Origin of the sequence: Haemophilus haemolyticus (assembly GCF_003493685.1) — a bacterium.
GTDB lineage: Bacteria > Pseudomonadota > Gammaproteobacteria > Enterobacterales > Pasteurellaceae > Haemophilus > Haemophilus haemolyticus_O.
In genome coordinates this window covers 17,066-41,690 of sequence record NZ_QQJW01000001.1, presented here as the reverse complement: position 1 = coordinate 41,690, position 24,625 = coordinate 17,066, and the positions used below count along the sequence as shown (strand labels likewise).

General features: G+C 38.0%; 23 protein-coding genes, 1 pseudogene and 1 other annotated feature. Of the genes and pseudogenes, 18 read left to right on the top strand and 6 right to left on the bottom strand.

What is annotated here, in order from left to right:
* The first annotated feature begins 152 nt into the window (after positions 1–152).
* The 9 genes from fabD (at position 153) to hflC (ending at position 8,807) form a co-directional block, all read left to right on the top strand.
* The gene (gene fabD, locus DV434_RS00225; protein ID WP_118811377.1) at positions 153–1,091 is read left to right on the top strand and encodes an ACP S-malonyltransferase; all 939 of its coding nucleotides are present in this window, start codon (positions 153–155) and stop codon (positions 1,089–1,091) included.
* Positions 1,092–1,103: 12 nt separating this feature from the next.
* Positions 1,104–1,832 (top strand): 3-oxoacyl-ACP reductase FabG, encoded by a 729-nt coding sequence (gene fabG / locus DV434_RS00220; RefSeq protein WP_005627320.1) that lies wholly within the window; start codon positions 1,104–1,106, stop codon positions 1,830–1,832.
* Positions 1,833–2,104: 272 nt separating this feature from the next.
* On the top strand, positions 2,105–2,335 hold the full coding sequence (gene acpP / locus DV434_RS00215) for an acyl carrier protein (RefSeq protein ID WP_005627318.1): 231 nt from the start codon (positions 2,105–2,107) through the stop codon (positions 2,333–2,335).
* 204 nt (positions 2,336–2,539) lie between these two features.
* Positions 2,540–3,871 carry an anaerobic C4-dicarboxylate transporter gene (locus DV434_RS00210; protein WP_005631480.1) on the top strand — a complete coding sequence of 444 codons (1,332 nt, stop codon included), beginning with the start codon at positions 2,540–2,542 and terminating at the stop codon, positions 3,869–3,871.
* A 59-nt stretch (positions 3,872–3,930) separates the two neighbouring features.
* The gene (locus tag DV434_RS00205) at positions 3,931–4,638 is read left to right on the top strand and encodes a 4'-phosphopantetheinyl transferase family protein (RefSeq protein WP_118811376.1); all 708 of its coding nucleotides are present in this window, start codon (positions 3,931–3,933) and stop codon (positions 4,636–4,638) included.
* Positions 4,639–4,725: 87 nt separating this feature from the next.
* Positions 4,726–5,109, top strand: a complete 384-nt coding sequence (locus DV434_RS00200; RefSeq protein WP_118811375.1) for a hypothetical protein — start codon at positions 4,726–4,728, stop codon at positions 5,107–5,109.
* A gap of 88 nt (positions 5,110–5,197) precedes the next feature.
* On the top strand, positions 5,198–5,575 hold the full coding sequence (locus tag DV434_RS00195; protein ID WP_118811374.1) for a hypothetical protein: 378 nt from the start codon (positions 5,198–5,200) through the stop codon (positions 5,573–5,575).
* A 1,109-nt stretch (positions 5,576–6,684) separates the two neighbouring features.
* Positions 6,685–7,920 carry an FtsH protease activity modulator HflK gene (gene hflK, locus DV434_RS00180; RefSeq protein WP_192882511.1) on the top strand — a complete coding sequence of 412 codons (1,236 nt, stop codon included), beginning with the start codon at positions 6,685–6,687 and terminating at the stop codon, positions 7,918–7,920.
* Positions 7,920–8,807, top strand: a complete 888-nt coding sequence (gene hflC / locus DV434_RS00175) for a protease modulator HflC (protein ID WP_118784983.1) — start codon at positions 7,920–7,922, stop codon at positions 8,805–8,807. The genes hflK and hflC overlap by 1 nt, the downstream gene beginning before the upstream one ends.
* 42 nt (positions 8,808–8,849) lie before the next feature.
* On the opposite strand, the gene DV434_RS00170 is transcribed toward hflC, so the two are convergent.
* The 5 genes from DV434_RS00170 to DV434_RS00150 all read right to left on the bottom strand — a co-directional run bounded on the left by DV434_RS00170 (position 8,850) and on the right by DV434_RS00150 (position 15,111).
* The gene (locus tag DV434_RS00170) at positions 8,850–9,284 is read right to left on the bottom strand and encodes a methyltransferase family protein (RefSeq protein WP_118784984.1); all 435 of its coding nucleotides are present in this window, start codon (positions 9,282–9,284) and stop codon (positions 8,850–8,852) included.
* A 63-nt stretch (positions 9,285–9,347) separates the two neighbouring features.
* Positions 9,348–10,811 (bottom strand): N-acetylglucosamine-specific PTS transporter subunit IIBC, encoded by a 1,464-nt coding sequence (gene nagE / locus DV434_RS00165; RefSeq protein ID WP_118784985.1) that lies wholly within the window; start codon positions 10,809–10,811, stop codon positions 9,348–9,350.
* Positions 10,812–10,951: 140 nt separating this feature from the next.
* The gene (locus tag DV434_RS00160; RefSeq protein ID WP_192881458.1) at positions 10,952–12,079 is read right to left on the bottom strand and encodes an N-acetylneuraminate epimerase; all 1,128 of its coding nucleotides are present in this window, start codon (positions 12,077–12,079) and stop codon (positions 10,952–10,954) included.
* A gap of 123 nt (positions 12,080–12,202) precedes the next feature.
* Positions 12,203–14,053, bottom strand: a complete 1,851-nt coding sequence (locus DV434_RS00155) for a TRAP transporter large permease subunit (protein WP_114908788.1) — start codon at positions 14,051–14,053, stop codon at positions 12,203–12,205.
* Positions 14,054–14,124: 71 nt separating this feature from the next.
* Positions 14,125–15,111: a sialic acid TRAP transporter substrate-binding protein SiaP gene (locus DV434_RS00150; protein ID WP_114908789.1), complete on the bottom strand. Its 987-nt coding sequence runs from the start codon at positions 15,109–15,111 to the stop codon at positions 14,125–14,127.
* 358 nt (positions 15,112–15,469) lie between these two features.
* Here DV434_RS00150 and DV434_RS00145 point away from each other — a divergent pair, with 358 nt between their 5' ends.
* The 9 genes and pseudogenes from DV434_RS00145 (at position 15,470) to DV434_RS00110 (ending at position 23,530) form a co-directional block, all read left to right on the top strand.
* Positions 15,470–16,156: a putative N-acetylmannosamine-6-phosphate 2-epimerase gene (locus DV434_RS00145; RefSeq protein WP_005646238.1), complete on the top strand. Its 687-nt coding sequence runs from the start codon at positions 15,470–15,472 to the stop codon at positions 16,154–16,156.
* 44 nt (positions 16,157–16,200) lie between these two features.
* On the top strand, positions 16,201–17,103 hold the full coding sequence (locus DV434_RS00140; RefSeq protein WP_114908790.1) for an N-acetylmannosamine kinase: 903 nt from the start codon (positions 16,201–16,203) through the stop codon (positions 17,101–17,103).
* Positions 17,096–17,962 (top strand): MurR/RpiR family transcriptional regulator, encoded by an 867-nt coding sequence (locus DV434_RS00135; RefSeq protein ID WP_005625613.1) that lies wholly within the window; start codon positions 17,096–17,098, stop codon positions 17,960–17,962. Before DV434_RS00140 ends, DV434_RS00135 begins: the two co-directional genes overlap by 8 nt.
* A gap of 10 nt (positions 17,963–17,972) precedes the next feature.
* Positions 17,973–18,851 carry an N-acetylneuraminate lyase gene (gene nanA, locus DV434_RS00130; protein WP_118784987.1) on the top strand — a complete coding sequence of 293 codons (879 nt, stop codon included), beginning with the start codon at positions 17,973–17,975 and terminating at the stop codon, positions 18,849–18,851.
* 178 nt (positions 18,852–19,029) lie between these two features.
* Positions 19,030–19,833 (top strand): glucosamine-6-phosphate deaminase, encoded by an 804-nt coding sequence (gene nagB / locus DV434_RS00125; RefSeq protein ID WP_118784988.1) that lies wholly within the window; start codon positions 19,030–19,032, stop codon positions 19,831–19,833.
* A gap of 57 nt (positions 19,834–19,890) precedes the next feature.
* Positions 19,891–21,036 carry an N-acetylglucosamine-6-phosphate deacetylase gene (nagA, locus tag DV434_RS00120; RefSeq protein WP_118784989.1) on the top strand — a complete coding sequence of 382 codons (1,146 nt, stop codon included), beginning with the start codon at positions 19,891–19,893 and terminating at the stop codon, positions 21,034–21,036.
* A 211-nt stretch (positions 21,037–21,247) separates the two neighbouring features.
* Positions 21,248–21,604 (top strand): annotated as a pseudogene (locus DV434_RS11090) (YadA-like family protein); the annotation flags it as partial.
* A gap of 24 nt (positions 21,605–21,628) precedes the next feature.
* Positions 21,629–22,666: a YadA-like family protein gene (locus DV434_RS00115; protein WP_005631509.1), complete on the top strand. Its 1,038-nt coding sequence runs from the start codon at positions 21,629–21,631 to the stop codon at positions 22,664–22,666.
* A gap of 108 nt (positions 22,667–22,774) precedes the next feature.
* A complete protein-coding gene (locus DV434_RS00110) occupies positions 22,775–23,530 on the top strand; it encodes a class I SAM-dependent methyltransferase (protein ID WP_005631510.1) in 756 nt (251 codons plus the stop codon).
* 74 nt (positions 23,531–23,604) lie between these two features.
* Here DV434_RS00110 and DV434_RS00105 read toward each other — a convergent pair whose 3' ends face one another.
* Complete coding sequence (locus tag DV434_RS00105; RefSeq protein WP_005631511.1) at positions 23,605–24,306, bottom strand: YggS family pyridoxal phosphate-dependent enzyme; 702 nt, start codon at positions 24,304–24,306, stop codon at positions 23,605–23,607.
* A 170-nt stretch (positions 24,307–24,476) separates the two neighbouring features.
* Positions 24,477–24,595, top strand: a sequence feature (Thr leader region).
* Positions 24,596–24,625 lie beyond the last annotated feature (30 nt).

The following is a 24,625-nucleotide window of genomic DNA, read 5'->3' as shown; positions in this document are numbered from 1 at the left end:
TGAAACAAAGCAAAGATCAGCGATTTAATTGGGGTGTGTTTCTTTTGCCTACTTTGCTTTGCACAAGCAAAGAAAAGTAGGTCGCCGTCAGGCGAAATCCTGACTTCAATTAACGAAAAATATTTTTAATTAAAACATAGGATAACAACATAATGAAAAAATTCGCAATGGTCTTCCCAGGTCAAGGCTCTCAAACTGTCGGTATGCTTGCTGATCTTGCCACTGAATATCCAATCGTTACCGAAACATTTAAACAAGCATCTGATGAACTTGGTTATGATTTATGGCATCTTGTTCAACAAGGCCCTGCTGAAGAACTCAATAAAACATGGCAAACTCAGCCCGCACTTTTAGCGGCATCGGTAGCCATTTATCGCGTATGGCAAGAAAAGTTTCCTCAATTAAAACCAGAAGTAATGGCAGGTCATAGCTTAGGTGAGTATTCTGCCTTGGTTTGTGCTGGGGTGTTGGATTTCCAAGATGCGATTAAATTAGTGGAATTGCGCGGAAAATTAATGCAACAAGCTGTGCCTGAAGGCACTGGCGCAATGTATGCGATTATTGGTTTAGATAATGATGCGATTATCAATGCATGTAAACAAGCAGAGGAAGGCGAAGTCGTATCTGCTGTGAACTTTAACTCACCAGGCCAAGTAGTTATTGCAGGTGCGAAAGCTGCAGTTGAGCGTGCGGCTGCATTATGTAAAGAAGCGGGCGCTAAGCGTGCATTGCCATTAGCCGTGAGCGTACCTTCTCACTGTGCATTAATGAAACCTGCAGCCGAGCAATTAGCGGTAACACTTGAGAATATTCAAATTAATACACCAACAACATCGGTATTAAATAACGTTGATGTGAAAGCGGAAACTGAAGGTGCAGAAATTCGTACCGCACTTGTTCGTCAGTTATATAGCCCTGTTCGTTGGACTGAAACAGTTGAAAAAATGGCGCAAGATGGCGTTCAAGCGCTTGTTGAAGTGGGACCTGGTAAAGTATTAAATGGTTTAACCAAACGCATTGTGGGTGATTTACAAGCAATATCTGTAAATGATGTTGTCTCATTTAATGCCGTAGAAGAATTTTTAGCGTAAAAGGAAGAAAAAATGCAAGGTAAAATTGCTTTAGTGACAGGGGCTACCCGTGGTATTGGCCGTGCGATTGCAGAAGAACTTAGTTCAAAAGGTGCGTTTGTAATTGGTACTGCAACATCTGAAAAAGGTGCAGAGGCAATTTCTGCATATTTAGGAGATAAAGGTAAAGGTTTAGTTTTAAACGTCACAGATAAAGAATCTATCGAAACTTTACTTGAGCAAATTAAAAATGATTTTGGCGATATTGATATTCTCGTGAATAACGCAGGTATTACTCGCGATAACTTATTGATGCGTATGAAAGATGATGAGTGGTTTGATATTATGCAAACTAACTTAACTTCGGTGTATCATCTTTCTAAAGCCATGTTACGTTCAATGATGAAAAAACGTTTTGGTCGTATCATCAATATTGGTTCAGTGGTGGGTTCAATGGGTAATCCAGGACAAGCTAACTATTGTGCGGCAAAAGCGGGTGTGATTGGTTTTTCTAAATCTTTAGCGAAAGAAGTCGCTGCACGTGGTATTACAGTAAATGTGGTTGCACCTGGTTTTATTGCAACGGATATGACAGAAGTGCTTACTGATGAACAAAAAGCGGGTATTTTATCTAATGTTCCAGCTGGTCGTTTAGGCGAAGCCAAAGATATTGCTAAAGCCGTTGCTTTCTTAGCTTCTGATGATGCGGCTTACATTACAGGCACAACCTTGCATGTAAATGGTGGTTTATATATGAGTTAATGCTGAAAATCAGCATTTCTCTTTATTTAGACTTGAGTGGCGTTCTAAACACAAAATCATAGCCAAAGATTTTAGATAATGTTAGAATCCCATTCGCAGTGTAGCTTGGTTACGCCTTGAGCGTATGCAAAGGTACGTAACTATTTTTAATGTGTGTATTCAGATTGCCCATTTTGTGGTGCGACCAGCCTATAAAATAGTTGCAAGTTGATAAAAAATACATACACTAACCGCTCTTTTATGAGTTAAAACCAACAAAATAGGAAAAACAAATGAGTATTGAAGAACGCGTGAAAAAAATCATCGTTGAACAATTAGGTGTTAAAGAAGAAGATGTTAAATCTGAAGCTTCTTTCGTTGAAGATTTAGGTGCGGACTCTTTAGACACAGTTGAATTAGTAATGGCTTTAGAAGAAGAATTCGATATTGAAATTCCAGATGAAGAAGCTGAAAAGATCACAACTGTTCAATCTGCGATTGACTACGTGCAAAACAATCAATAATTTCAAGTTGGGCGACTTTTTAAGTCGCCTAATTTTTTTCAAAAATTTCTTTCTCAAATCACCGCACTTTTCTCTTATTCCTACGTTGTAAAATTGATCTGAATTACCTTTTCATTAAATTCTTGCTCTAAATTTTAAAAAATATTTAGTTTTATGCCTCAAAAAGGGTATTATTTTTACAGTTTTTTTATTTTTGAGGTACTTATGCTTTATTTAGAATTTTTATTCTTATTATTAATGCTTTATATGGGAAGCCGTTACGGCGGTATCGGTTTAGGCGTTGTGTCTGGTATCGGTCTTGCTATCGAAGTTTTTGTATTCCGTATGCCAGTAGGGAAAGCACCAATTGATGTAATGCTCATCATTCTTGCAGTAGTGACTTGTGCATCTGTGCTAGAAGCTGCAGGCGGCTTGAAATTTATGTTACAAATTGCCGAACGCATTCTCCGTAAAAATCCAAAACGTGTCACTTTACTCGGTCCATTGGTCGTGTATTTATTAACGTTTATGCTTGGTACTGGCCACTCTGTTTACACAATTATGCCAATCATCGGTGATGTTGCATTGAAAAACAAAATCCGTCCAGAGCGCCCAATGGCAGCGTCTTCCGTAGCGTCTCAATTAGCCATCACATCTAGCCCACTTTCTGCAGCTGTTGTCTTCTATCTAGGTAAAATTACTGCAATGCCTGGTTTTGAGCATATTAGTTTGTTAGATATTATTTGTGTGACGGTTCCTGCAACCTTAGCGGGTACGATAGCGCTTTCTTTATATAGTATGCGTCGTGGTAAAGAGTTAGAACAAGATCCTGAATATCAACGTCGTTTGCAAGATCCCGTATGGCGTGAACGTATTTTAAATACCACAAGTACAACATTGAATGAAGCCCTTCCACAAGGTGCTAAAAAATCAGTTTATTTGTTCTTATTAGCATTGGTGGTGATTGTTGCGATTGCGATGATTCCTGAAATTCGTACTATCGGTAGCGGAAAAGCGATTTCCATGTCGCTAATCATCCAAATGATGATGCTTTGCTTTGGTGGTGTGATTTTACTTGCAACGAAAACAAATCCTCAAATCGTGCCAAATGGTGTGGTATTTAAGTCAGGTATGGTGGCAGCTATTGCGATTTATGGTATTGCTTGGATGAGCGATACTTACTTCCAGTATGCAATGCCAGAATTTAAAGCGGCGATTACTGATATGGTTCAAACTTATCCTTGGACATTCGCCTTGGCATTATTTGCAGTTTCTGTCGTAATTAACAGCCAAGCTGCGACCGCAGTCATGTTATTACCTGTTGGTATTGGTTTAGGTATTCCAGCACCAATCTTGGTTGGTTTAATGCCAGCAACTTATGCCTATTTCTTTATTCCAAATTATCCATCAGACATTGCTACAGTAAACTTTGACGTAACGGGTACAACGAAAATTGGTAAATATTATTTTAACCACAGTTTCATGGTGCCAGGTTTAATTGGGGTTGTTGTTGCTTGCTTGGTCGGTGTTTCTGTGGCGGAATTAGTGATTCGCTAATTTACACACAAACTAAATCCTTTTAATATAAAAGCACCTTTGAATGGTGCTTTTATTTTATGACAACCTACATCGCCTACGGCAATATAAATCAACCTTTTTCTTTGGAATCATTACCCGATGAACTGATTCCAGAAAGTCTATATCAAATTGAAACGGATAGCTCGCGTGTTTTTCAGCGTCATCAGTGTCGTCGGCTTGCTCACTTATTACTTTTCCAACTTCTAAAAATATCAGGAAAATCTACTGCACTTTTATCTCAAATTCATCGTACTGAAAGTGGTAGACCCTATTTTCTTGATGAGCGAATAGATTTTAATATTAGCCATTCTGGTGATTGGGTGGCGGTAATATTAGATATTAGGAATGAAGAAAAAAGTGCGGTGGGAATTGATATTGAATTTCCTAAAATAAGAAATTTTACGGCGTTGATGGAACATATTGCACCAAAAGAAGAAATTGATTGGTTTCATCATCAGCAGGATTCTTTGAACGCTTTTTATCGTTGTTGGTGTTTGCGAGAGGCTGTATTGAAATCTCAAGGATTTGGGATCGTAAAATTATCCAATGTTCGTCATTTTCCTAAACAACAAAAAATTCTTTCAGATTATTGTCCGCAAGGCCAGTTGTGGTTTACTGATGAACTCCCTGTTTATTTAGCCGCTTTTGTCAATCATCAAGAAAAATTACCGCACTTTTATGAGTGGAGTGGGGAACGATTGCAACTTAAAATACTACAAGAATTCAGCTTTTATCGTGTGAACTAGAGGGACTATTATTATATTTAAAACCTCACCAAACGATAGGTTTTGGATTAGGTGGGGATATTCTTTAGGCGGAGAGGGTATGAAAAGATGGGGAGAGTAAAAAGTATAGCTGTCGTGATATTTCTTATTTTATTTTTTACAATAACATCTATTTATTCATGTAGTGATAAGGGGAAGTTAGTTACATATAGGTCACAAGCTGGAGAAAGATTACTAAATTTTTTATATAAAGAAAATTTATCTAGGGATATATTGAATGTAGATAATTTTAGGTTTTATGAAATTAATATAACTTTATCTGGAGAAAAAGATAAATATGAGAGTTTTATTATTAAGCATGGTTATCTAAAAATGGATAATTTAACTTTTTGTAAAGATGGTAATTCAATAAAAGTATTGTGTTTGAATAAAAATACCTTATTAAGGTATTCATATGATGATCATTATTGCAAAGAGAGAGTAGATGAATAAATAAATCCTAAACAAGTATTGTGGAATATAACAGAGTCCAGAATAATTAAAGATTTTAACTATAAGCAATTTGCACTGTTGATATAAAATGTTAGGAATAAATTTAACTACGGCTTACTTATTAAAAGGAAAAGGAGCTATTCTTACTGTAGGGGGAAATACAGTAGCAGGGACAATTAATTCTTATGTCACTGATCAACCTGTATTCGATGGCGCAATCTCTAGTGGTATTGGTTCTGCTATTGGTTACGGTATGGGGAAAGTCATTAAAGTACGGTTAGATAAGAAGATTAACCTGGATCGCACGTGGGCTAAATATAACTCTCAGCCTTTAAATGATAAAGTTCCTTATGTTGATGTATATAGAAGAAATATTGTACCTGATGTTTCTGGTAGTGTTATAGGTGAATCTATTAATAGAGCTTCACAATATTATTACGGGAAAATTCAGAAGGGGAATAAGTAATGAAGAAAAATTTTTATATTACATTATTTTCTTTTGGGTCTGCCTTGTTTTGTTTGTTTGTGTCATTTGTTATGGGGAGGGTGTTTTATAACTTTGATAATGGAATTGTACTTTATCAAATTAATTTATTGTCATTTTTTAAAAACTTTAACATAAAGGATTCAGGGTTCTTTTTTCTTATGTTTTCAATTATTTTCTTTATTACATATATTCGACATAAAGATTATTAGCAATAGGGTGATTGGGTGAGTGAATAAAAATTTTATCTGTAAAACCCTAGATAGCGCGCGTCTCCTGACGCGTGCTTATATCTAACTAAAAATAAACAAAATGAAGTTGTTAATGAAAATAGTAAAATCATCATTAAACGAAATTGATGTTTTTGGCACGCGTCAGGAGACGCGCGCCATCGTGGGGGGATAAGGAAAGTAAATAATGGTATTGAAAATATTAAAATTTTTTGTAGCTGTTGCATTCATTTTTTTCTTGTTTATGGTGATAGTCCAGTTAGATATGGGGAGGAATAATTTGCAATATGCAGTTCTTATGAAAGATGCTTTAATTATGTCTCTAAAATTTCAGGTGGTTGCTTTGCCGATATATCTTCTTTTTTTTAAACGAGATTAGAAGGAATAGAACTCTCTGCAGTTTTTTTGTTTGAGATTCACATAGCAATGCAAAAGTGCGGTCAATTTTCAAAGGGTTTTAAAACCTCTCAAAAATTGACCGCACTTTTGTATTTTAAACGATGCTTGTGTTACTCGAACCTTATAATTTTACATCTAATCTAGCGTAAGCACACCCGATTTTCTGCGGAAATATCACGAGAGAGCAAGACAGATAAGCTGCGATGAGAATTAACATTGCTTTTTCTGAAAATATGCGTATTGCTATTAAAGGCAATTTTAATTTAAAAATCTGTTAAAGCAGTAACTGCTATGATAGCAAACAGCAAAAGCTATCTAATGCTAACGGAAAAAATCTCTGCTCCTAAGGGGTATAACTTGAAAGTGAGGCGAAATTAATGGTTATCCCCTCTTGCATTTTCATAGACGCGCCCCATTTATTTAGCTAAACTCTTAACAATTTTTTGACAAATGGAGAATGAAATGTCACAGAACGGTTCAGATCGCGATCCTTGGAGTAAACCAGGGCAAAGCAACGACCAACAGCCGGGAAATTCATCCAATAATAATGGATGGAATAACAATCAAAATCGTGGGAATCAAGAACAATCTCCACCAGATATTGAGGAGATTTTTAATAATCTTCTCAAAAAATTAGGTGGTGGAAATAAAAAGAGCGGTCAAAACAATGGTAGTTCTCAAAACAGTACGCCATTTAATTTTGGAAAAGTGGTTCCACTTGCCGTTGCTATTGGTGCGATTATTTGGGGCGTAAGTGGTTTTTACACCATTAAAGAGGCTGAGCGTGGTGTGGTGCTTCGTTTTGGTGAATTACATTCTATTGTTCAACCAGGTTTGAACTGGAAACCAACATTTGTAGATAAAGTATTGCCGGTGAATGTAGAGCAAGTTAAAGAACTTCGCACACAGGGTTCCATGCTTACTAAAGATGAAAATATGGTTCGTGTGGAAATGACCGTGCAATATCGCGTACAAGATCCTGCTAAATATCGTTTTAGCGTGACGAATGCGGATGACAGTTTAGGTCAAGCGACTGACAGTGCATTGCGTTATGTGATTGGCCATATGTCAATGAATGATATTTTAACAACAGGCCGTGCGGTTGTTCGTGAAGATACGTGGAAAGCATTAAATGACATTATTAAATCCTATGATATGGGACTTGAGGTGATTGATGTGAACTTCCAATCTGCACGCCCACCTGAAGAAGTAAAAGATGCGTTTGATGATGCGATTAAAGCGCAGGAAGATGAACAACGTTTCATTCGTGAAGCGGAAGCCTATGCACGAGAGAAAGAGCCGATTGCGCGAGGTGATGCACAACGTATTATTGAAGAAGCGACAGCTTATAAAGATCGTATTGTGTTAGATGCACGAGGCGAAGTGGAACGTTTGCAGCGTTTGTTGCCTGAATTTAAAGCTGCGCCAGATTTACTGCGTGAGCGTTTATATATTCAAACCATGGAAAAAGTCATGGCAAATACGCCAAAAGTGATGCTTGATGGCAATAATGGTAACAATTTAACTGTGTTACCGTTAGAACAAATCATGGGTAAAAAAGTATCAGCTAAAGCGCCAGCCGTAACAGAAAGAGCGGTAGAATCTGCGCCTGTTTTATCACAGCCAGAGCGTATTAATCATTCTTCAAGCCAACTACCAAGCACTGTTGAGCCGATTCGCCAAGGGAGATTTAACTAATGCGTAAATTTTTATTACCAGCTATTTTTGTCATTGCGGCAGTGGTGTATTCCAGTGTCGTGGTCGTGACTGAAGGTACTCGCGGTATTATGTTGCGATTCAACAAAGTGCAACGTGATGCAGATAACAAAGTGGTTGTCTATGAGCCAGGCTTGCATTTTAAAGTGCCTTTGATTGATAGCATTAAAGTTTTAGATGCACGTATTCGTACTTTAGATGGATCGGCAACACGCTTTGTTACTGTTGAGAAAAAAGACTTGCTAGTAGATTCTTATGTGAAATGGAAGATTAGTGATTTTGGTCGATTCTACACATCTACTGGTGGTGGCGATTATACCCAAGCTTCAAGCTTGTTAAGCCGTAAAGTAAATGACCGTTTGCGTTCTGAAATTGGTACAAGAACCATTAAAGATATCGTTTCTGGTACACGCGGTGAATTAATGGAAGGTGCCAAAAAAGCTTTAAATTCAGGGCAAGATAGTACGGCAGAATTGGGTATTGAAGTGATTGATGTGCGTGTGAAACAAATTAATTTACCGGACGAAGTATCTTCTTCAATTTACCAACGTATGCGTGCAGAACGTGATGCAGTCGCGCGTGAACACCGTTCTCAAGGTAAAGAAAAAGCTGCATTTATCCAAGCAGATGTAGATCGTAAAGTGACGTTAATTCTTGCTAATGCAAATAAAACTGCACAAGAATTACGAGGTTCAGGTGATGCTTCAGCTGCAAAATTATATTCAGATGCTTTTGCTCAAGAACCACAATTCTTCAGTTTTGTACGTAGCTTAAAAGCCTATGAAGCGAGTTTTGCAAATTCTGACAATATGATGATTTTAAAACCAGATAGTGATTTCTTCCGCTTTATGCAAGCACCGAAGAAATAGATTTTAATTTGATAAAAACACCTTCCTCGTGAAGGTGTTTTTTTATAGCCAGCGTCTTACTTTTTGTTTGTAACGACGATATTCATCGCCAAATTTACTTTCCAAATAGGCTTCTTCTCGGGCTATTTGAAAGCGATTCATCACTAATATAAAGACAATCACGCCTAACCAAGCCAAACTATTACCCAACCAAAGAGACCAAGCAATTAACATTAACAGCAAACTTAAATACATTGGATTACGGCTAAATCGAAATATGCCTGTAGAAACTAATTGTGTTGTATGTTTAAAGTCATGAGGATTGATGGTCGTTTTGCGTATAAAAAATTGTAATACACTGCCTCCAGCAATCAAAAATGAAAGAGTAATGACAAAGGCAATGACTACAAAATGGACAGAATAACTCGCTACTTTTGGCAAAAAATACATTGCTGTGCCAATTAATAAACAGAGTAGTGGTGGTGGAATAAATAACATCGCTAAATCTCATTAATAAAAATGCCGCCTAGTGATAGACGGCATGTAAAGTGCGGTCAAAATTTATTGTAATTTTGCTTTAATCGCTTCTGCTACAAGTTCAGCTTCAGGCCCTAAAATGACTTGTAATCCATCATTACCTAATTTTACATTACCTTTTGAACCAAGCGCTTTAAGTTGATCTTCATTAATATTGTGATGGTCAACTAAAGTTAAACGTAAACGAGTGATACAAGCATCCACGGTTTTGAAGTTTTCTGAACCACCTAAAGCAGCAATAAATTTCACCGCTCTTTCTTCGCGAGATTGATTGCTTTCAGTTGGGGCTGCAGCTGTTTCTGCTTTATCTTCACGCCCTAGCGTTTTGAGATTAAAGGCATTAATTGCAAAACGGAACACAAAATAATAGATAGCAAAGAATACAATACCTTGTACAAGCAACATATACCAGCTAACAGCAAGTGGATTGCGGCTAGAAAGTACCATATCCACTAAACCAGCACTAAAGCCGAATCCTGCGATCCAGTGCATGGTGGCTGCAATGAATACAGAGATACCTGTTAATAATGCATGCAATACATAAAGTACAGGTGCAACAAACATGAATGAGAATTCAAGCGGTTCAGTGATCCCTGTAAAGAAAGAGGCTAATGCACCCGCAAGCATAATTGAGGCCACTTGTACTTTTTGATTTGGTTTTGCACAGTGATAAATCGCAAGAGCAGCACCCGGTAAACCAAACATCATGACAGGGAAGAAACCAGCTTGATACATACCAGTAACACCCACAGTTGCAGTACCTTCAGCAATGGATTTAGCGCCGCCCAAGAAGTTTGGAATATCATTGATACCCGCTACGTCAAACCAGAATACAGAGTTTAAGGCATGGTGTAAGCCAACAGGAATTAATAAGCGGTTAAAGAAACCGTAGATCCCCGCACCTACTGCACCTAAATCTTTGATTGATTCACCAAATGAAACGAGCGCGTTGAAAATATGAGGCCAAATATAGAGTAAGGCAAATGATACGGCGATCATCACGAAAGAAACCAAAATTGGGACGAGGCGTTTTCCGCTAAAGAACGAAAGCGCTTTTGGTAATTCAACTTGATAGAATCGGTTGTAAAGTTCAGCTGAAATCACCCCAATTAAAATCCCGATAAATTGGTTATTGATTTTTTTGAATGCTGCAGGCACTTCACTAATATCAATGTGTTGTAATTGTGCTACACCAGCAGGGGAAAGTAGGGTGGTTACTACGTAGAAACCAACAAGGCCTGAAAGTGCGGCGGAACCGTGTTTGTCTTTTGCAAGACCAAACGCGACGCCCACAGCGAAGAGTAAGCCCATGTTATCAATAATTGCCGCGCCAGATTTAATTAATAATGCCGCTAATTGACTGTTTGCCCCCCAACCATCTGGGTCGATCCAATAGCCAATACCCATTAATAATGCTGCAGCAGGTAAGGCTGCTACAGGCACCATTAAGGCTTGACCGATTTTTTGTGCATAACTAAGTACGCTCATACAATCTCCTTAATTTTTAGATTTTGCTGAAATTACAAGACTTGGAGAAAGGGCTTGTGGATGTGTCAAAAATAGCTTTTTGAAATGCCCACAAGCCCTATATTAATTGTCACAAGTCTTATACGTTATTCTATGCCAAATTATTCAACGGTCAATTTTTTACCATCGTAGCTAATGGCTTTGACGCTGGTTAACGCTTTACCACCGTCTGTTTCACCGCCGATGAGCAATACTTTATTGTTGTAAGACACAGAGAAACCATAGCCAATATTCATTGGTAATTCACCAACGATACTCCATTTACCATTATTTAAAGTATAAACTTCGTTATGCCATGTTTTGGTTAAACCTTTATGTGCATGAAGTTTGCCTTCCTTGAATTGTTTAATTGAACCAGGGAAGTTAGCTCCACCCGTAACTAAATAATGGCCATGGCTATAGCCTGCGAGTGCACCAGCTAAACCATCTTGTGATTTACCTTTTGGTGCAGGTAAGTCAGGTAAGTTTTTCCATTGCACACCTTTAGCAGTGAATTTACCTTGATGTGTTTCTGCGGTGCGAAGGCCTGGTTTAACTTCACCATTGACAACAACTAAGTCATTACCTTGGATGGTGAATGCTGCACCTGCACGTCCCGAGAATGGAATACGACCTTCATTGCGCCATTTATTGGTTGATGGTTCATAGCTCAATAATTCTGTTGTGAAGAAATAATCTTCTGGACGTTGATCGAAATAAGCTGCTGCGATTTCATCTTTTTTCGCTTTATCTTCACCCGCTGCCACAGTGTCTTGGAAGAAACCATTAAATATAGAGAGATTAGAACCACCTAAAATATAAACTTTATCACCGTGAGATGCGCTACTTGAACCCACTAAACCACGCGGAGAGCGAGTAGGAAGTTTCACCCAAGTATTATCAGCTGGATTGTAGCTGTAAGCATCATTAACAAGTTGGAGCTCGCCTTTTTCATTTTTTTGCAAACCACCGAATACATAAAGTTTTCCATCTACGGCTGCTGCAACAGGTTGATTACGTTCACCACCAGGGAATGCGGCAATTTCTTTCCATTGTGCAGCAGGATCTTTTAAATCTAGAGAATAGAATTTATTGCCACCTGAGCCTAAGCCTACATATACGGTATCGCCGATGAGTGCGCCCGTTCCGCTTTTAATTCCTACTGGTAAATCTGGATAGGCTTGTGCGCTAGCTGAAAATGCAACAGTTGCAAAAAGTGCGGTGCATAATGCTGTTTTTGTCAATTTCATAATAAACCTCATTTATTAAGTTATGTTTATGGGTTGCTATTCATAAAACCGCATTGAATAGGATTTATTTCATAAAAAAAGTGCGGTTATAAAAGCCTTGCTTTTTTTAACCGCACTTTAGTGTTAAGACATCAATAGATTTGGTACAAAAGTAATGATTTGTGGGAAAATCGTAATTAATACTAATGTTAAGAATATCGGTATTAAGAACGGCAATATACCTTTAGCTACAGTAGATACAGACATATTACCCACACGCGCCACCACAAAGAGAGCCATTCCCATTGGTGGGGTTAAGATACCGATCATCATATTCAAAGTAGTCATTACACCAAAGAATACTAAGTCGATATTAAATTGCATTGCGATTGGAATTAACATTGGTAACACTAAGAATTGCAATGCTAATGCATCAATGAACATACCCAAGAAGAGCAAGAGCGCATTGATCATCACCAATACCATAAGTGGAGAATCAGCTACGGCAACGAACACATCTGCAATGCGCATTGCAACTTGTTCACGCGCGATCATATCTCCGAAGAAGGTCACAGTCATAATCATTAATGCAACCACACCCGTAATCGCCATTGCTTCAACACAGCTATTGAAGAGCATTTTCATGGTTAATTCTTTATAAACGAATTTACCAATGATTACGGAATAAGTTGCAGCAACAACGGCAGATTCTGTTGGGCTAAATAAACCAGAGAAGATACCACCGATGATGAGCAGTGGGGTTAAAATTGCCCAAAACGCTTTTTTGAATGATGTGCAAAGTTCTTCACGAGTTGCTTTTGGTGTTCTTGGATAACCACGTTTTTTGGATACGTAGTAGTTCATGATCATTAAGGCAATTGTTACTAATACGCCTGGTACAAAACCTGCAACGAAGAGTTTTGCAATGGATTCGTTAGCGATTACTCCGTAAATAATCATGGCGATACTTGGTGGAACTAATGGACCGATGATACAAGAAGCTGCAGTGATACCACCACAAATATCATCATCATAACCTGCATCACGCATAGCCTTGATTTCTAATTGACCTAAGCCACCCGCATCAGCAAGTGCAGAACCAGACATACCTGAGAACAATAAACTTGCGCCAATATTTACATGCCCCATACCACCAGTGTAGTGACCGAGTAAGGCTTTCGCAAAATTAAAGATACGTTCTGTGATACCGCCAGTATTCATTAAAATACCCGTTAGGATATAAAACGGCACAGCAAGTAATGAGAAACTATCTAAACTCATGGTTAGTTTTTCGGCTGCTGCGTTTACCACGTTCCATCTGGTCATTGAGAAATAGAGTAATGTGGTGATAAATAATGACCAACCTACTGGAACACCAAGGAACATAATAACTAGCCAGAATATTAGGGCAACGTATACAGAGTTAGAACCAAATTTCACATATTCTGTAATGCGTAATACTTTGTACCACTCTGGGAAAGTAAACAAAATGCCTAGTAAAATGACCGCACTTAGAATAAAGAAGGTTGCAGGTAAATAGCTTTTATCTTCTTTAAAATTGTCTGCTTGTGCTTGGAAGAAGCGCACTAACATTAGGATAGAAATGATCGGTAAAGAAGCGTAAATCCATTTTTCTGAAATTCCACCTAATGCATCAATCGGGAAACTAGAGCCAAGGAAAGTTTTGATACCAAAATGAATAAAGAAAACAATACCAAGGAAAATCACTAGCTGTACAAAAGAGTTTGCGACTTTTTTAACTGAAGGTGGCATTAAATTGGTTAAGAAATCAATGTAAACGTGTTCTTGTTTGCGAATTGCCACGCTAATACCGAGCATTCCTACATAAACAAACAATAGTTTAGCGAGTTCTTCACTCCAAATTAACGGCGAGTGGAAAGCTTGACGGAATAGAATTTGGGCTACAAGAATACCGAAGATGACAAGGAACAGTGCGCCACCAATCCATTCTTCAAGTTTGTTAAAAAATTTCATACTTCACTCCGAGAGATTGTGGAGAACGAAAATGAGTGCGCCAACCAAATTGCTGGCGCACGTGATAGAGATTATTTAAGAGCTTGGATTTCTTTTAATGCTTTTTCACCTTTCTCACCAGTTTGTTTTATAAACTCAGCATAGAATGGTTTCATCGCATCTTTGAATGGCGTTAAATCAGGGTGAGTCACTTTAACACCTTGTTTTTCAAAGAATGTCACTAAATCTTTTTCGCCATCTACGAATAATTTAGTGTGGTATTTTGCTGCATTTTCTGCGGCATCTTTTACAACTTTTTGAAGATCTTCAGGTAATTCTTTATAAGTTTCGTTACTCACTAAATAAAGTTGGTCATTCAAAATGTGATTAGTCATCGCCAAGAATTTTTGCACTTCATAGAATTTTTGCGCTTGTACTGTTGCTAATGGGTTTTCTTGACCATCTACAGAGTTAGTTTGAAGTGCAAGATATACTTCAGAGAATGCCATAGGTGTTGGAGATGCGCCTACATATTTTGCGTACGCCAAGTTAGTTGCAGCATTTGGTACACGAAGTTTTAAACCTTTCATATCTGCAATGCTGTTGATTGCTCTATTTGAAGTTGTTTGACGTGTACCATTATAAGCTTGAGAAAGTAGAGTAACACCAAGATCTTTATCCATTTTCTTAATTAAATCTTTACCAAATGCGGTGTCAAATAAGGCTTTTTGTGCAACGTTGTAGTCGGTGATGACATAGGGTAACGCGAACACTGCTGCTTCAGGATAGAATAATTGGAAACGAGCTGATTCAGCAAAAGTAAAGTCAAGAGAACCGTCTTTTAATTGTTTTAACATTGCACGGTCATCACCAAGTTGTGAACTTGGATAAAGTGAAACTTCAATTTTACCATGTGATTTTTCTTTTACTTCTTTTGCAAACATTTCTGCTGCTTTGTACTCATTAGATGAAGTACCCGCATTCATACCAAATTTTAAGTCATAATCTGCGGCAAAAACGGCTGAAGAAACGCCTAATGTGATAGCAGTTGCAAGGAAAAGTTTAGTAAATTTCATAATGTTCGCTCCTGTGTGAACCTATGTTGATATAAGCCATTATTGGCTCAGCTTAAAAGTGAATACTTGATGTTTTAGACATCAAAAAACGACTCGGACGTTATTCTAAAGTAAAAAAATACTTTTTGAACTAATCTTTGAAGTTTTATTTCAAAATTGAGAGGTTGATCACATTTGCAAAAAAATACTTCAAAAAAACTTTTAAAATGGAGTTATGTTTTTATATAATGCCAAGCACTGACGAAAATGGGGGCTCAGTTATATTTTTGAGGATGATTGAGCCTAAATAATGCTAACGCCTAGATGGCTTGTAATAAAGCATTTGAGCATTATCGGCCTCAATATATTTAGGAGTGATATTATGTCGAAATTATCTCATCAAGATGTGCTTTCTCAAATTCAATATGGTCTCATTGCTTCTTGCCAACCTGTTGATGATGGCCCAATGGATAAACCAGAAATTGTTTCTGCTATGGCCCAAGCTTCTGTGGCTGGTGGCGCATCAGGTTTACGTATTGAAGGTGTAGATAACCTTAAAGCGACACGTCCTTTTGTAAACATTCCAATTATCGGTATTGTAAAACGCGACTTACCTGATAGTCCGATTCGTATTACGCCATTTCTGCAAGATATTGAAGATCTTGCCAATGCTGGGGCTGATATTATTGCGGTAGATGGTACTAGCCGTCCTCGCCCAGTTGATATTGAAAGTGCGGTGAAAAAAATTCATGAAATGGGCTGCTTGGCAATGGCAGATTGCTCTAATTTAGAAGAAGGCTTGTATTGTCAAAAACTCGGTTTTGATATCGTGGGAAGCACAATGTCTGGTTATACAGGTGGTCCAGTTCCCGAAGAACCTGATTATCAATTAGTGAAAGATTTAAAAGCTGCAGGTTGTTTTGTGATGGCAGAAGGTCGCTATAACACGCCTGAATTGGCAAAAGTGGCCATTGAAATTGGCGCAGATTGTGTCACTGTTGGTTCAGCCTTAACTCGCCTTGAGCATATCGTGAGTTGGTTCGCTAATTCTGTGAAATCTGCAAGATAGTCGTAAGACATGTGAGAAAATACTTCATACTATAAGGATAAGTTATGCGTTGTTTAGCTCTAGACATTGGCGGTACAAAAATCGCAGCGGCTATCGTAAAAAATGGCGAAGTTGAACAACGCCAACAAATTCATACGCCGCGTGAAAATGTGGTAGAAGGAATGCATCAAGCATTGGAACAACTTCTTACTCATTATGTGGGGCAATTTGATTATGTGGCGGTGGCTTCAACAGGCATTATAAATGACGGTGTTTTAACCGCACTTAATCCTAAAAATTTAGGTGGTTTGAATCAATTTCCACTAAAAGAAAGTATTGCTAAACACACGGATAAACCAATTGGTTTATTAAATGATGCACAAGCCGCGACTTATGCGGAATATCAACTTCAAGATCCAGAGAAAGTATCAAACTTTGTTTTTATTACAGTTTCTACTGGCGTGGGTGGTGGTGTCATCTTAAACCAACAATTACAAACTGGTCCAAAGGGAATCGCAGGACATATCGGACATACATTAGCGGATCCAAATGGCCCAATGTGTGGTTGTGGTCGTCGAGGTTGTGTAGAAGCCGTTGCAGCAGGGCGTGCAATTGAAGCAGTGTCTTCCCAATGGGATGAGCCTTGTGAGCCAAAAGAAGTTTTTGAATGTTTTAGAAAAAATGATGAAAAAGCTACCGCACTTATAGAACGTTCAGCCCAAGCCATTGCTAATTTAGTGGCGGATTTAGTGATTGGATTGGATGTGCAAAAAGTCGTTATAGGCGGTAGTGTCGGGTTGGCTGAAGGTTATTTACCATTAGTCAAACGTTTCTTACAGGCTATGCCTGCTGTATATAGTTGTGATATTGAATCTGCTAAATTTGGTCAAGATGCAGGATTAGTGGGCGCAGCTTATTGGGTGAAAGATGTTCTGCTTGATAAACCACAAGGAACAATTTATGGCTAAATCCGGAAATGTGTTAAACACCATCAGTTCGCTTTACCACAGCCTAACCAAATCAGAGAAAAAGATTGCCGATACGATTTTGCGTTCCCCTGATTTGGTGTCTCAATGCCCCCTTTCAGAAATCGCTAAGCATTTGGAAGTTGGAGAAGCCACACTTGTCCGTTTTTGTCGAACCATTGGTTTTAAAGGCTTCAGCGATTTTAAATTAGAACTGTCCATTGAGCTTGCCACAAAAGATAACAATGATGAAACTGTGCTCGAAACAGAAATTATGCCGAGCGATGATTCTTTAACGATTGCACAAAAGTTGCAAGCGGCAGTTTCTAATGTAATGGAAGAAACGGTTAATTTATTAGATTTAAAACAGCTTGAACAAGTTGTTAAAGCCATTAAAAAAGCACGTCGTATCTTTTTATTCGGCGTGGGATCATCTGGTGTGACAGCTGAAGATGCGAAAAATAAATTGATGCGCATCGGTTTCCAAGTGGATGCAACAGGCAATAATCATTTTATGTATATGCAGGCAGCATTACTTACGTCTTCTGATGTGGCAATTGGTTTAAGTCATTCCGGCTATTCCGCCGAAACAGCACACACTCTCAAAATTGCTAAACAAAATGGCGCCACGACAGTGGCATTAACTCACAGTTTGCGTTCACCCGTTACAGAATATGCTGATTATGTTTTGGTAAATGGTAATAAACAAGGGAAATTACAAGGTGATTCCATTGGTACCAAAATTGCACAGCTTTTTGTATTAGATTTAATTTATGCTTTGTTAGTGCAGGGCGAAGAAGAACTTGCAGCTCAAACCAAGCAAAAAACTCTCAATGTGATTCTTGAACAACGTATAAAATAGGAGAAAACTTATGCGTGATTTAAAAGGTATTTTCAGTGCATTATTAGTGTCATTTAATGAAGATGGCACAATTAATGAAAAAGGTTTACGTCAAATTATTCGCCACAATATCGACAAGATGAAAGTTGATGGTTTATATGTGGGTGGTTCAACAGGCGAAAACTTTATGCTTTCAACTGAAGAGAAAAAAGAAATTTTCCGTATTGCAAAAGATGAAGCGAAAGATCAAATCACGCTAATTGCTCAAGTGGGCAGCGTAAACTTAAAAGAAGCCGTTGAATTAGGTAAATATGCAACAGAATTAGGCTACGATAGCTTATCTGCAGTTACTCCGTTCTACTATAAATTTAGTTTCCCTGAAATCAAACATTATTACGACACCATTATTGCAGAAACGGGCAATAATATGATCGTGTACTCTATCCCGTTCTTAACTGGCGTGAATATGGGAATTGAACAATTTGGTGAACTTTACAAAAACCCGAAAGTATTAGGGGTAAAATTCACAGCAGGTGACTTCTATTTATTAGAACGTTTGAAAAAAGCTTATCCAAACCACTTAATTTGGGCTGGTTTCGATGAAATGATGTTACCTGCGGCTGCGCTTGGTGTGGATGGTGCAATCGGTTCAACTTTCAACGTAAACGGTGTTCGTGCTCGTCAAATTTTTGAATTAACCAAAGCGGGTAAATTAGCCGAAGCGTTAGAAATTCAACATGTAACCAACGATTTAATCGAAGGCATTTTAGCGAATGGTTTATATTTAACCATCAAAGAATTGCTTAAATTAGAAGGTGTGGATGCGGGTTATTGCCGTGAGCCAATGACAGCAAAAGCAACAGATGCTCAGCTTGCTAAAGCAAAAGAGTTGAAAGCGAAATTTTTATAATTAATGGAATATCGTGAGAACCTAGGGGATTGATTTCCCTAGGTTACTCATAATTTATCCCTCTTGGGGTAGCAATTCTCGTTTCCTGCTTCTCAGTTTTTCTATTTCGTAGTGGGGAACCATTATGTTTAACCGTTGGTTTGTTTATTCACGGTATTGAAAATAAAGGAAGTATAGTATGCGTCTTATCCCTCTACACAATGAACAACAGGTGAGTCGTTGGGCTGCCCGCCATATTGTTGATCGTATCAATCATTTTAATCCTACGGCTGAACGCCCTTTTGTTCTAGGTTTACCAACTGGTGGCACGCCATTAAAAACTTACCAAGAATTAATCGCACTTTGTAAAGCGGGAGAGGTGAGTTTTAAGCATGTAGTAACATTCAATATGGACGAATATGTAGGTTTACCAGAGGAACATCCTGAAAGTTATCATAGTTTTATGTATAACAATTTCTTCAAACATATCGATATTCAGCCAGAAAATATCAATATTCTTAATGGCAACACGGATGATCATGATGCGGAATGTCGCCGTTATGAAGAAAAAATTAAATCTTACGGAAAAATTAATTTATTTATGGGCGGAGTAGGCAATGATGGCCATATTGCCTTTAATGAACCAGCGTCATCATTAAGTTCCCGTACTCGTATTAAAACGTTAACTCAAGACACGCTGATCGCAAATTCACGCTTCTTTGATAATGATGTGAATAAAGTGCCAAAGTATGCTTTAACTATTGGTGTCGGCACATTATTAGATGCCGAAGAAGTGATGATCCTTGCAACAGGCCATCATAAGGCGCTTGCAGTTCAAGCAGCAGTCGAAGGTGGGGTAAACCATATGTGGACAGTGAGTGCACTTCAATTACATCGCCATTTTGTGCTAGTTTGTGATGAGCCTGCACAACAAGAATTGAAAGTAAAAACTGTTAAATATTTTACTGAATTAGAACAACGCGCCATTCATAGCGTGTTATAAGATCCTACCGATTAAAAGAGCGGTAATTTTTCTGATTATTTTATTTAAGGACAAAAAATGAGATATGCATTAACGAATTGTGTGATTTACACAAAATATGATGTTTTACGTGATTTTGCTGTAATTATTAATGGTGAAATTATTGAAGCGGTAGTTCCACAAGCTGAATTAGAAACTGGTATCAAAACCATTGATTTGCAAGGTAATAATTTAACGGCTGGTTTTATTGATCTTCAATTAAATGGCTGCGGTGGGGTGATGTTTAACGACCAAACTAGCGTTGAAACCTTGGAAATTATGCAGGAAACTAACTTGAAATCAGGTTGTACCAGTTTCCTTCCAACTTTTATCACGGCACCAGATGAAAACATAAAAAGTGCGGTGAAAATTATGCGTGAATATTTAAACAAGCATAAAAACCAAGCGCTTGGTTTACATATTGAAGGGCCGTTTATCAGTGTTGAGAAAAAAGGGGTACACCGTCCTGAATATATTCGTGAAATTACGCCTGAAATGAAGGATTTCCTCTGTGAAAATGGTGATGTTATTACAAAAATTACCATTGCCGCAGAAAACCCAACCATTAACTATACGCCTGATTTTGTGAAAGCGGGCATTATTGTCTCTGTAGGCCATTCCAATGCGACTTATGAAGTCGCTAAAGCCGCATTCCACAAAGGTGCAACTTTTGCGACTCACTTGCATAATGCAATGTCGCCAATTAGTTCTGGACGTGCTATGGGCGTAGTAGGGGCGGTACTAGATTCTGATGTTTACACTGGTATTATCGTGGATGGTGTGCATATCAATTACGGCAATGTTCGCATTGATAAAAAAATCAAAGGTGACAAACTTTGTATTGTAACTGATTCTCTCGCTGCAGCAGGCGCCCCACCTGAATTGGAAACATTTACCTTTGTAGGTAAAACCATTTATATCCGAGATGGCCGCTGTTTTGATGCAAACGGTACGATCGCTGGTGCATCAATTACCATGATCGAGTCTATTAAAAATGCAGTGGAGTTTGTAGAAATTCCACTTGCTGAAGCAATTCGAATGAGTAACCTTTATCCTGCACGAGCAATTGGTGTGGATGAGCGTTTAGGTTCTGTAGAAAAAGGAAAAATCGCGAATTTAGCTATATTTACACCAGATTACAAAGTAATCGGCACAGTAGTAAACGGAGAGTGGAAAGAGAATTAATAGTACACACCTTAAATAGCTAATTGATTTAAAAATCTGTGATATATGTCACAGATTTTTGATTGATATTTTGCTACTCTAAAAAATCTCTTAATTATCATTTATTTGACAAAAGGAAAAATATTATGACAATCATCAAGCAAGCAAGCAAGCAAGCAAGCAAGCAAGCAAGCAAGCAAGCAAGCAAAATAGTCTAACCCGCCTTTCTTTAATCACTCTACTTATTTCCACATCTTTTTATTCTGTTCAATCTTTTGCGGCAGATGATACAACTTGGCAGTTACAAACAGGTAAAGGTTTAAATGCTAAAGACGATACCAAAAAAAATGCAGATAATATTGCAATTGGGAAAAATAGCAAATCAAAGGGTATTTTTGCTGTAGCAATTGGTTATAATGCAGAATCTAATTCTTCAGAGGGAGGCAACATAGCCATTGGTTACGGCAGTAAAGCATTAAATGGCTATTCAAGTGTTGCTGTTGGCTTTCAAGCACAAGCTAAGTCTAAAGACTCTATTGCAGTAGGTAATAGTGCGCAGGCTCAAGACGGTGATAATGCCGTAGCATTTGGTCAAGATGCCAAAGTTTCTAAATTGCCTGTAAATCAAACAACGCCAATCAATGGCACGTCTAAGCAAGTTGTTACCGACGGTAGCGGTAATGTGACAAATGTTATTACAACTTCTCAAAATGAAGAAACTGTCATTAAAAGTTATGGTGAAACTTTCGGTAGCCAAGCATTTGGTTATAAAGCTTCATCGCACGGACTACTCGCCAATTCATTCGGTGCATATAGCACTACAGGGGCAACAGGTGCTAGCGCATACGGTGCGCAAAGTAGTGCATTAGGTAAATTCAGTACAGCCATTGGCTTTAATTCAAAGGCAATACAAAAAGATTCTTCTGCATTAGGGTATTTTGCTGAAGCGAAGGCACAAGACTCTTTGGCATTAGGCGCAAATAGCACAGCAGAAAAAGAAAAATCGGTTGCTTTAGGTAATTATTCTATTGCCGACCGTGCCAACACGGTTTCTGTGGGAAGCAAACAAGCGAACTATCGTCGCCAAATCGTCAATGTCGCCGATGGCACAGAAGATTATGATGCAGTAAATGTCCGTCAATTAAATGCAGTAGAAGCTAAAATTGGTCAAGTGAATAATCAATTTGCTCAAGTTGATACCCGTTTAAATCGAACAGATTTACGTATTAACCGCGTTGGTGCAAGTGCTGCGGCGTTGGCTTCATTAAAACCTGCACAATTAGGCGAAGATGATAAATTTGCGTTGTCTTTAGGCGTGGGAAGCTATAAAAATGCACAAGCGATGGCAATGGGTGCAGTGTTTAAGCCTGCTGAAAATGTGTTGCTTAATGTAGCGGGGAGTTTTTCTGGTTCGGAAAAAACTTTTGGCGCAGGTGTTTCTTGGAAATTTGGTAACAAATCAAAACCTGCAGTTTCAACACAAAGTGCGGTCAATTCTGCGGAAGTTTTGCAATTGAGACAAGAAGTAGTGATGATGCGTTCTCAACAAGTAGAAACCAACAAAAAACTGCATAAACAAGCTGAAATGGAAAGCGAATTGAAGCAGTTACGTCGTGAATTACTTGAATTGAAAAAAGCATTGAAGAAATAAGAGAAAAAGGCGGAACAATTATTCCGCCTTATTTATTTGATCTGCCATTTTAATAGTTATCATTTTTATCTATAATATAAAAACCAAGTTAATTACTAGGAGATAAAAATGGCAAAAGATGAAGTTGGGCATAATTTTCTTGCACGTTTGGGTAAAACGCGTTTGCGTCCAGGTGGTAAAAAAGCGACAGATTGGTTAATTGCCAATGGCGATTTTAGCCAAGATAAAAAAGTGTTAGAGGTTGCTTGTAATATGGGAACGACAGCCATTGGATTGGCGAAGCAATTTGGTTGCCATATTGAAGGTGTTGATTTAGATGAAAATGCGTTAGAAAAAGCACAAGCAAATATTGAAGCAAATGGCTTGCAAGAAAAAATTCATGTGCAGCGTGCGAATGCGATGAAGTTGCCTTTCGAGGATGAAAGTTTTGATATTGTCATTAATGAAGCGATGCTCACGATGTTACCCGTGGAAGCGAAGAAAAAAGCCATTGCAGAATATTTTCGAGTGTTAAAACCAAATGGTTTATTGCTTACTCACGATGTTATGCTGGTGGGGAATGATCATCAAACTATTCTAGAAAATATGCGAAAAGCGATTAATGTGACTGTCACGCCATTAACGAAAGATGGCTGGAAGGGAATATTCCAAGAAAGTGGCTTTAGAAATGTTGATACTTTCTCTGGTGAGATGACATTACTTTCACCAAAAGGAATGATTTATGATGAGGGCATTCTCGGGACGTTAAAAATCATCCGTAATGCGATGAAAGCGGAAAATCGTGAGCAATTTAAAAGAATGTTTAAAACCTTTAATGATCCTGAACATAAATTACATTTTATTGCTGTATGTAGCCAAAAATAATATAAAAAACGAACCGCTCTTTTATGTGCGGTTCGCTTTTTTTACGATAATTTTTTCACTAGGGTTGTTTAGATTTATTTTGAATAATCCCTTGTACCAAAAATCGCAGTGCCAATTCGTACCATAGTAGAACCGCATTTTATTGCGCTCGGCATATCGTCAGTCATTCCCATAGAAAGAGTATCAATTTGTTGATTGGGTAAGGCTTGTTTAAGTTGCTCAAATAGAGACAACATCTTTCTAAATGCATTTTCTTGTTCTGAGATGTTATCGGTTGGCGCGGGTATTGCCATTAAGCCACGTAAGCATAAGTGCGGTAAATTTTCGATGTGTTTTGCCAGTGTTAGCATTTCCTCAGGTTGAATACCTGATTTACTTTCTTCATCGCTGATATTAACCTGAATTAAGACATTCAACGGTGCTTTGTTAATTGGTCGTTGTTTATTTAAACGATCTGCAGTTTTTGCTCGATTAAGTGTTTGCATCCAATCAAAATGTTCTGCAACGAGACGTGTTTTATTCGATTGTAATGGACCGATAAAATGCCATTCAAGGTTAATACCTTGAGATCCAAAATATTGGATCTTTTCTACCCCCTCTTGCACGTAATTTTCCCCAAAAGCCGTTTGTCCAGCTTGATAAGCCGAAATAATGGCGGAAATAGGTTTGGTCTTAGATACGGCAAGTAATTTAACAGTATTTTGATCGCGTCTTGCTTCTTCGCAAGCTGTTTTAATTTTTTGATGAATTAGGTTGATATTATGCTGGATATCCATAGGTTCTCCTTTATAAAAGTGCGGTTAGTTTACACGAAATTTATTTACTGAGAAAATTTCTGAAAAATTTGTTACTTTCTGTTTGACAAGCTCGGAAAATTTCGGTATTTCTTTATGCATTCATTTTTCGAGATAAAACACAATGAAAAATAACCGCACTTTATCCGTAATCATTAGCACGATTACCACGATTATGATGACCATTACTATGATTAATGGCGCGGGTTAGTGCACCAAAAAACAGGATACAGAAAACCCGCGATTCAACTGAATAGCGGGTTTTTTTATAAATTAAAAAACACAATATCTCTAGGAGAAC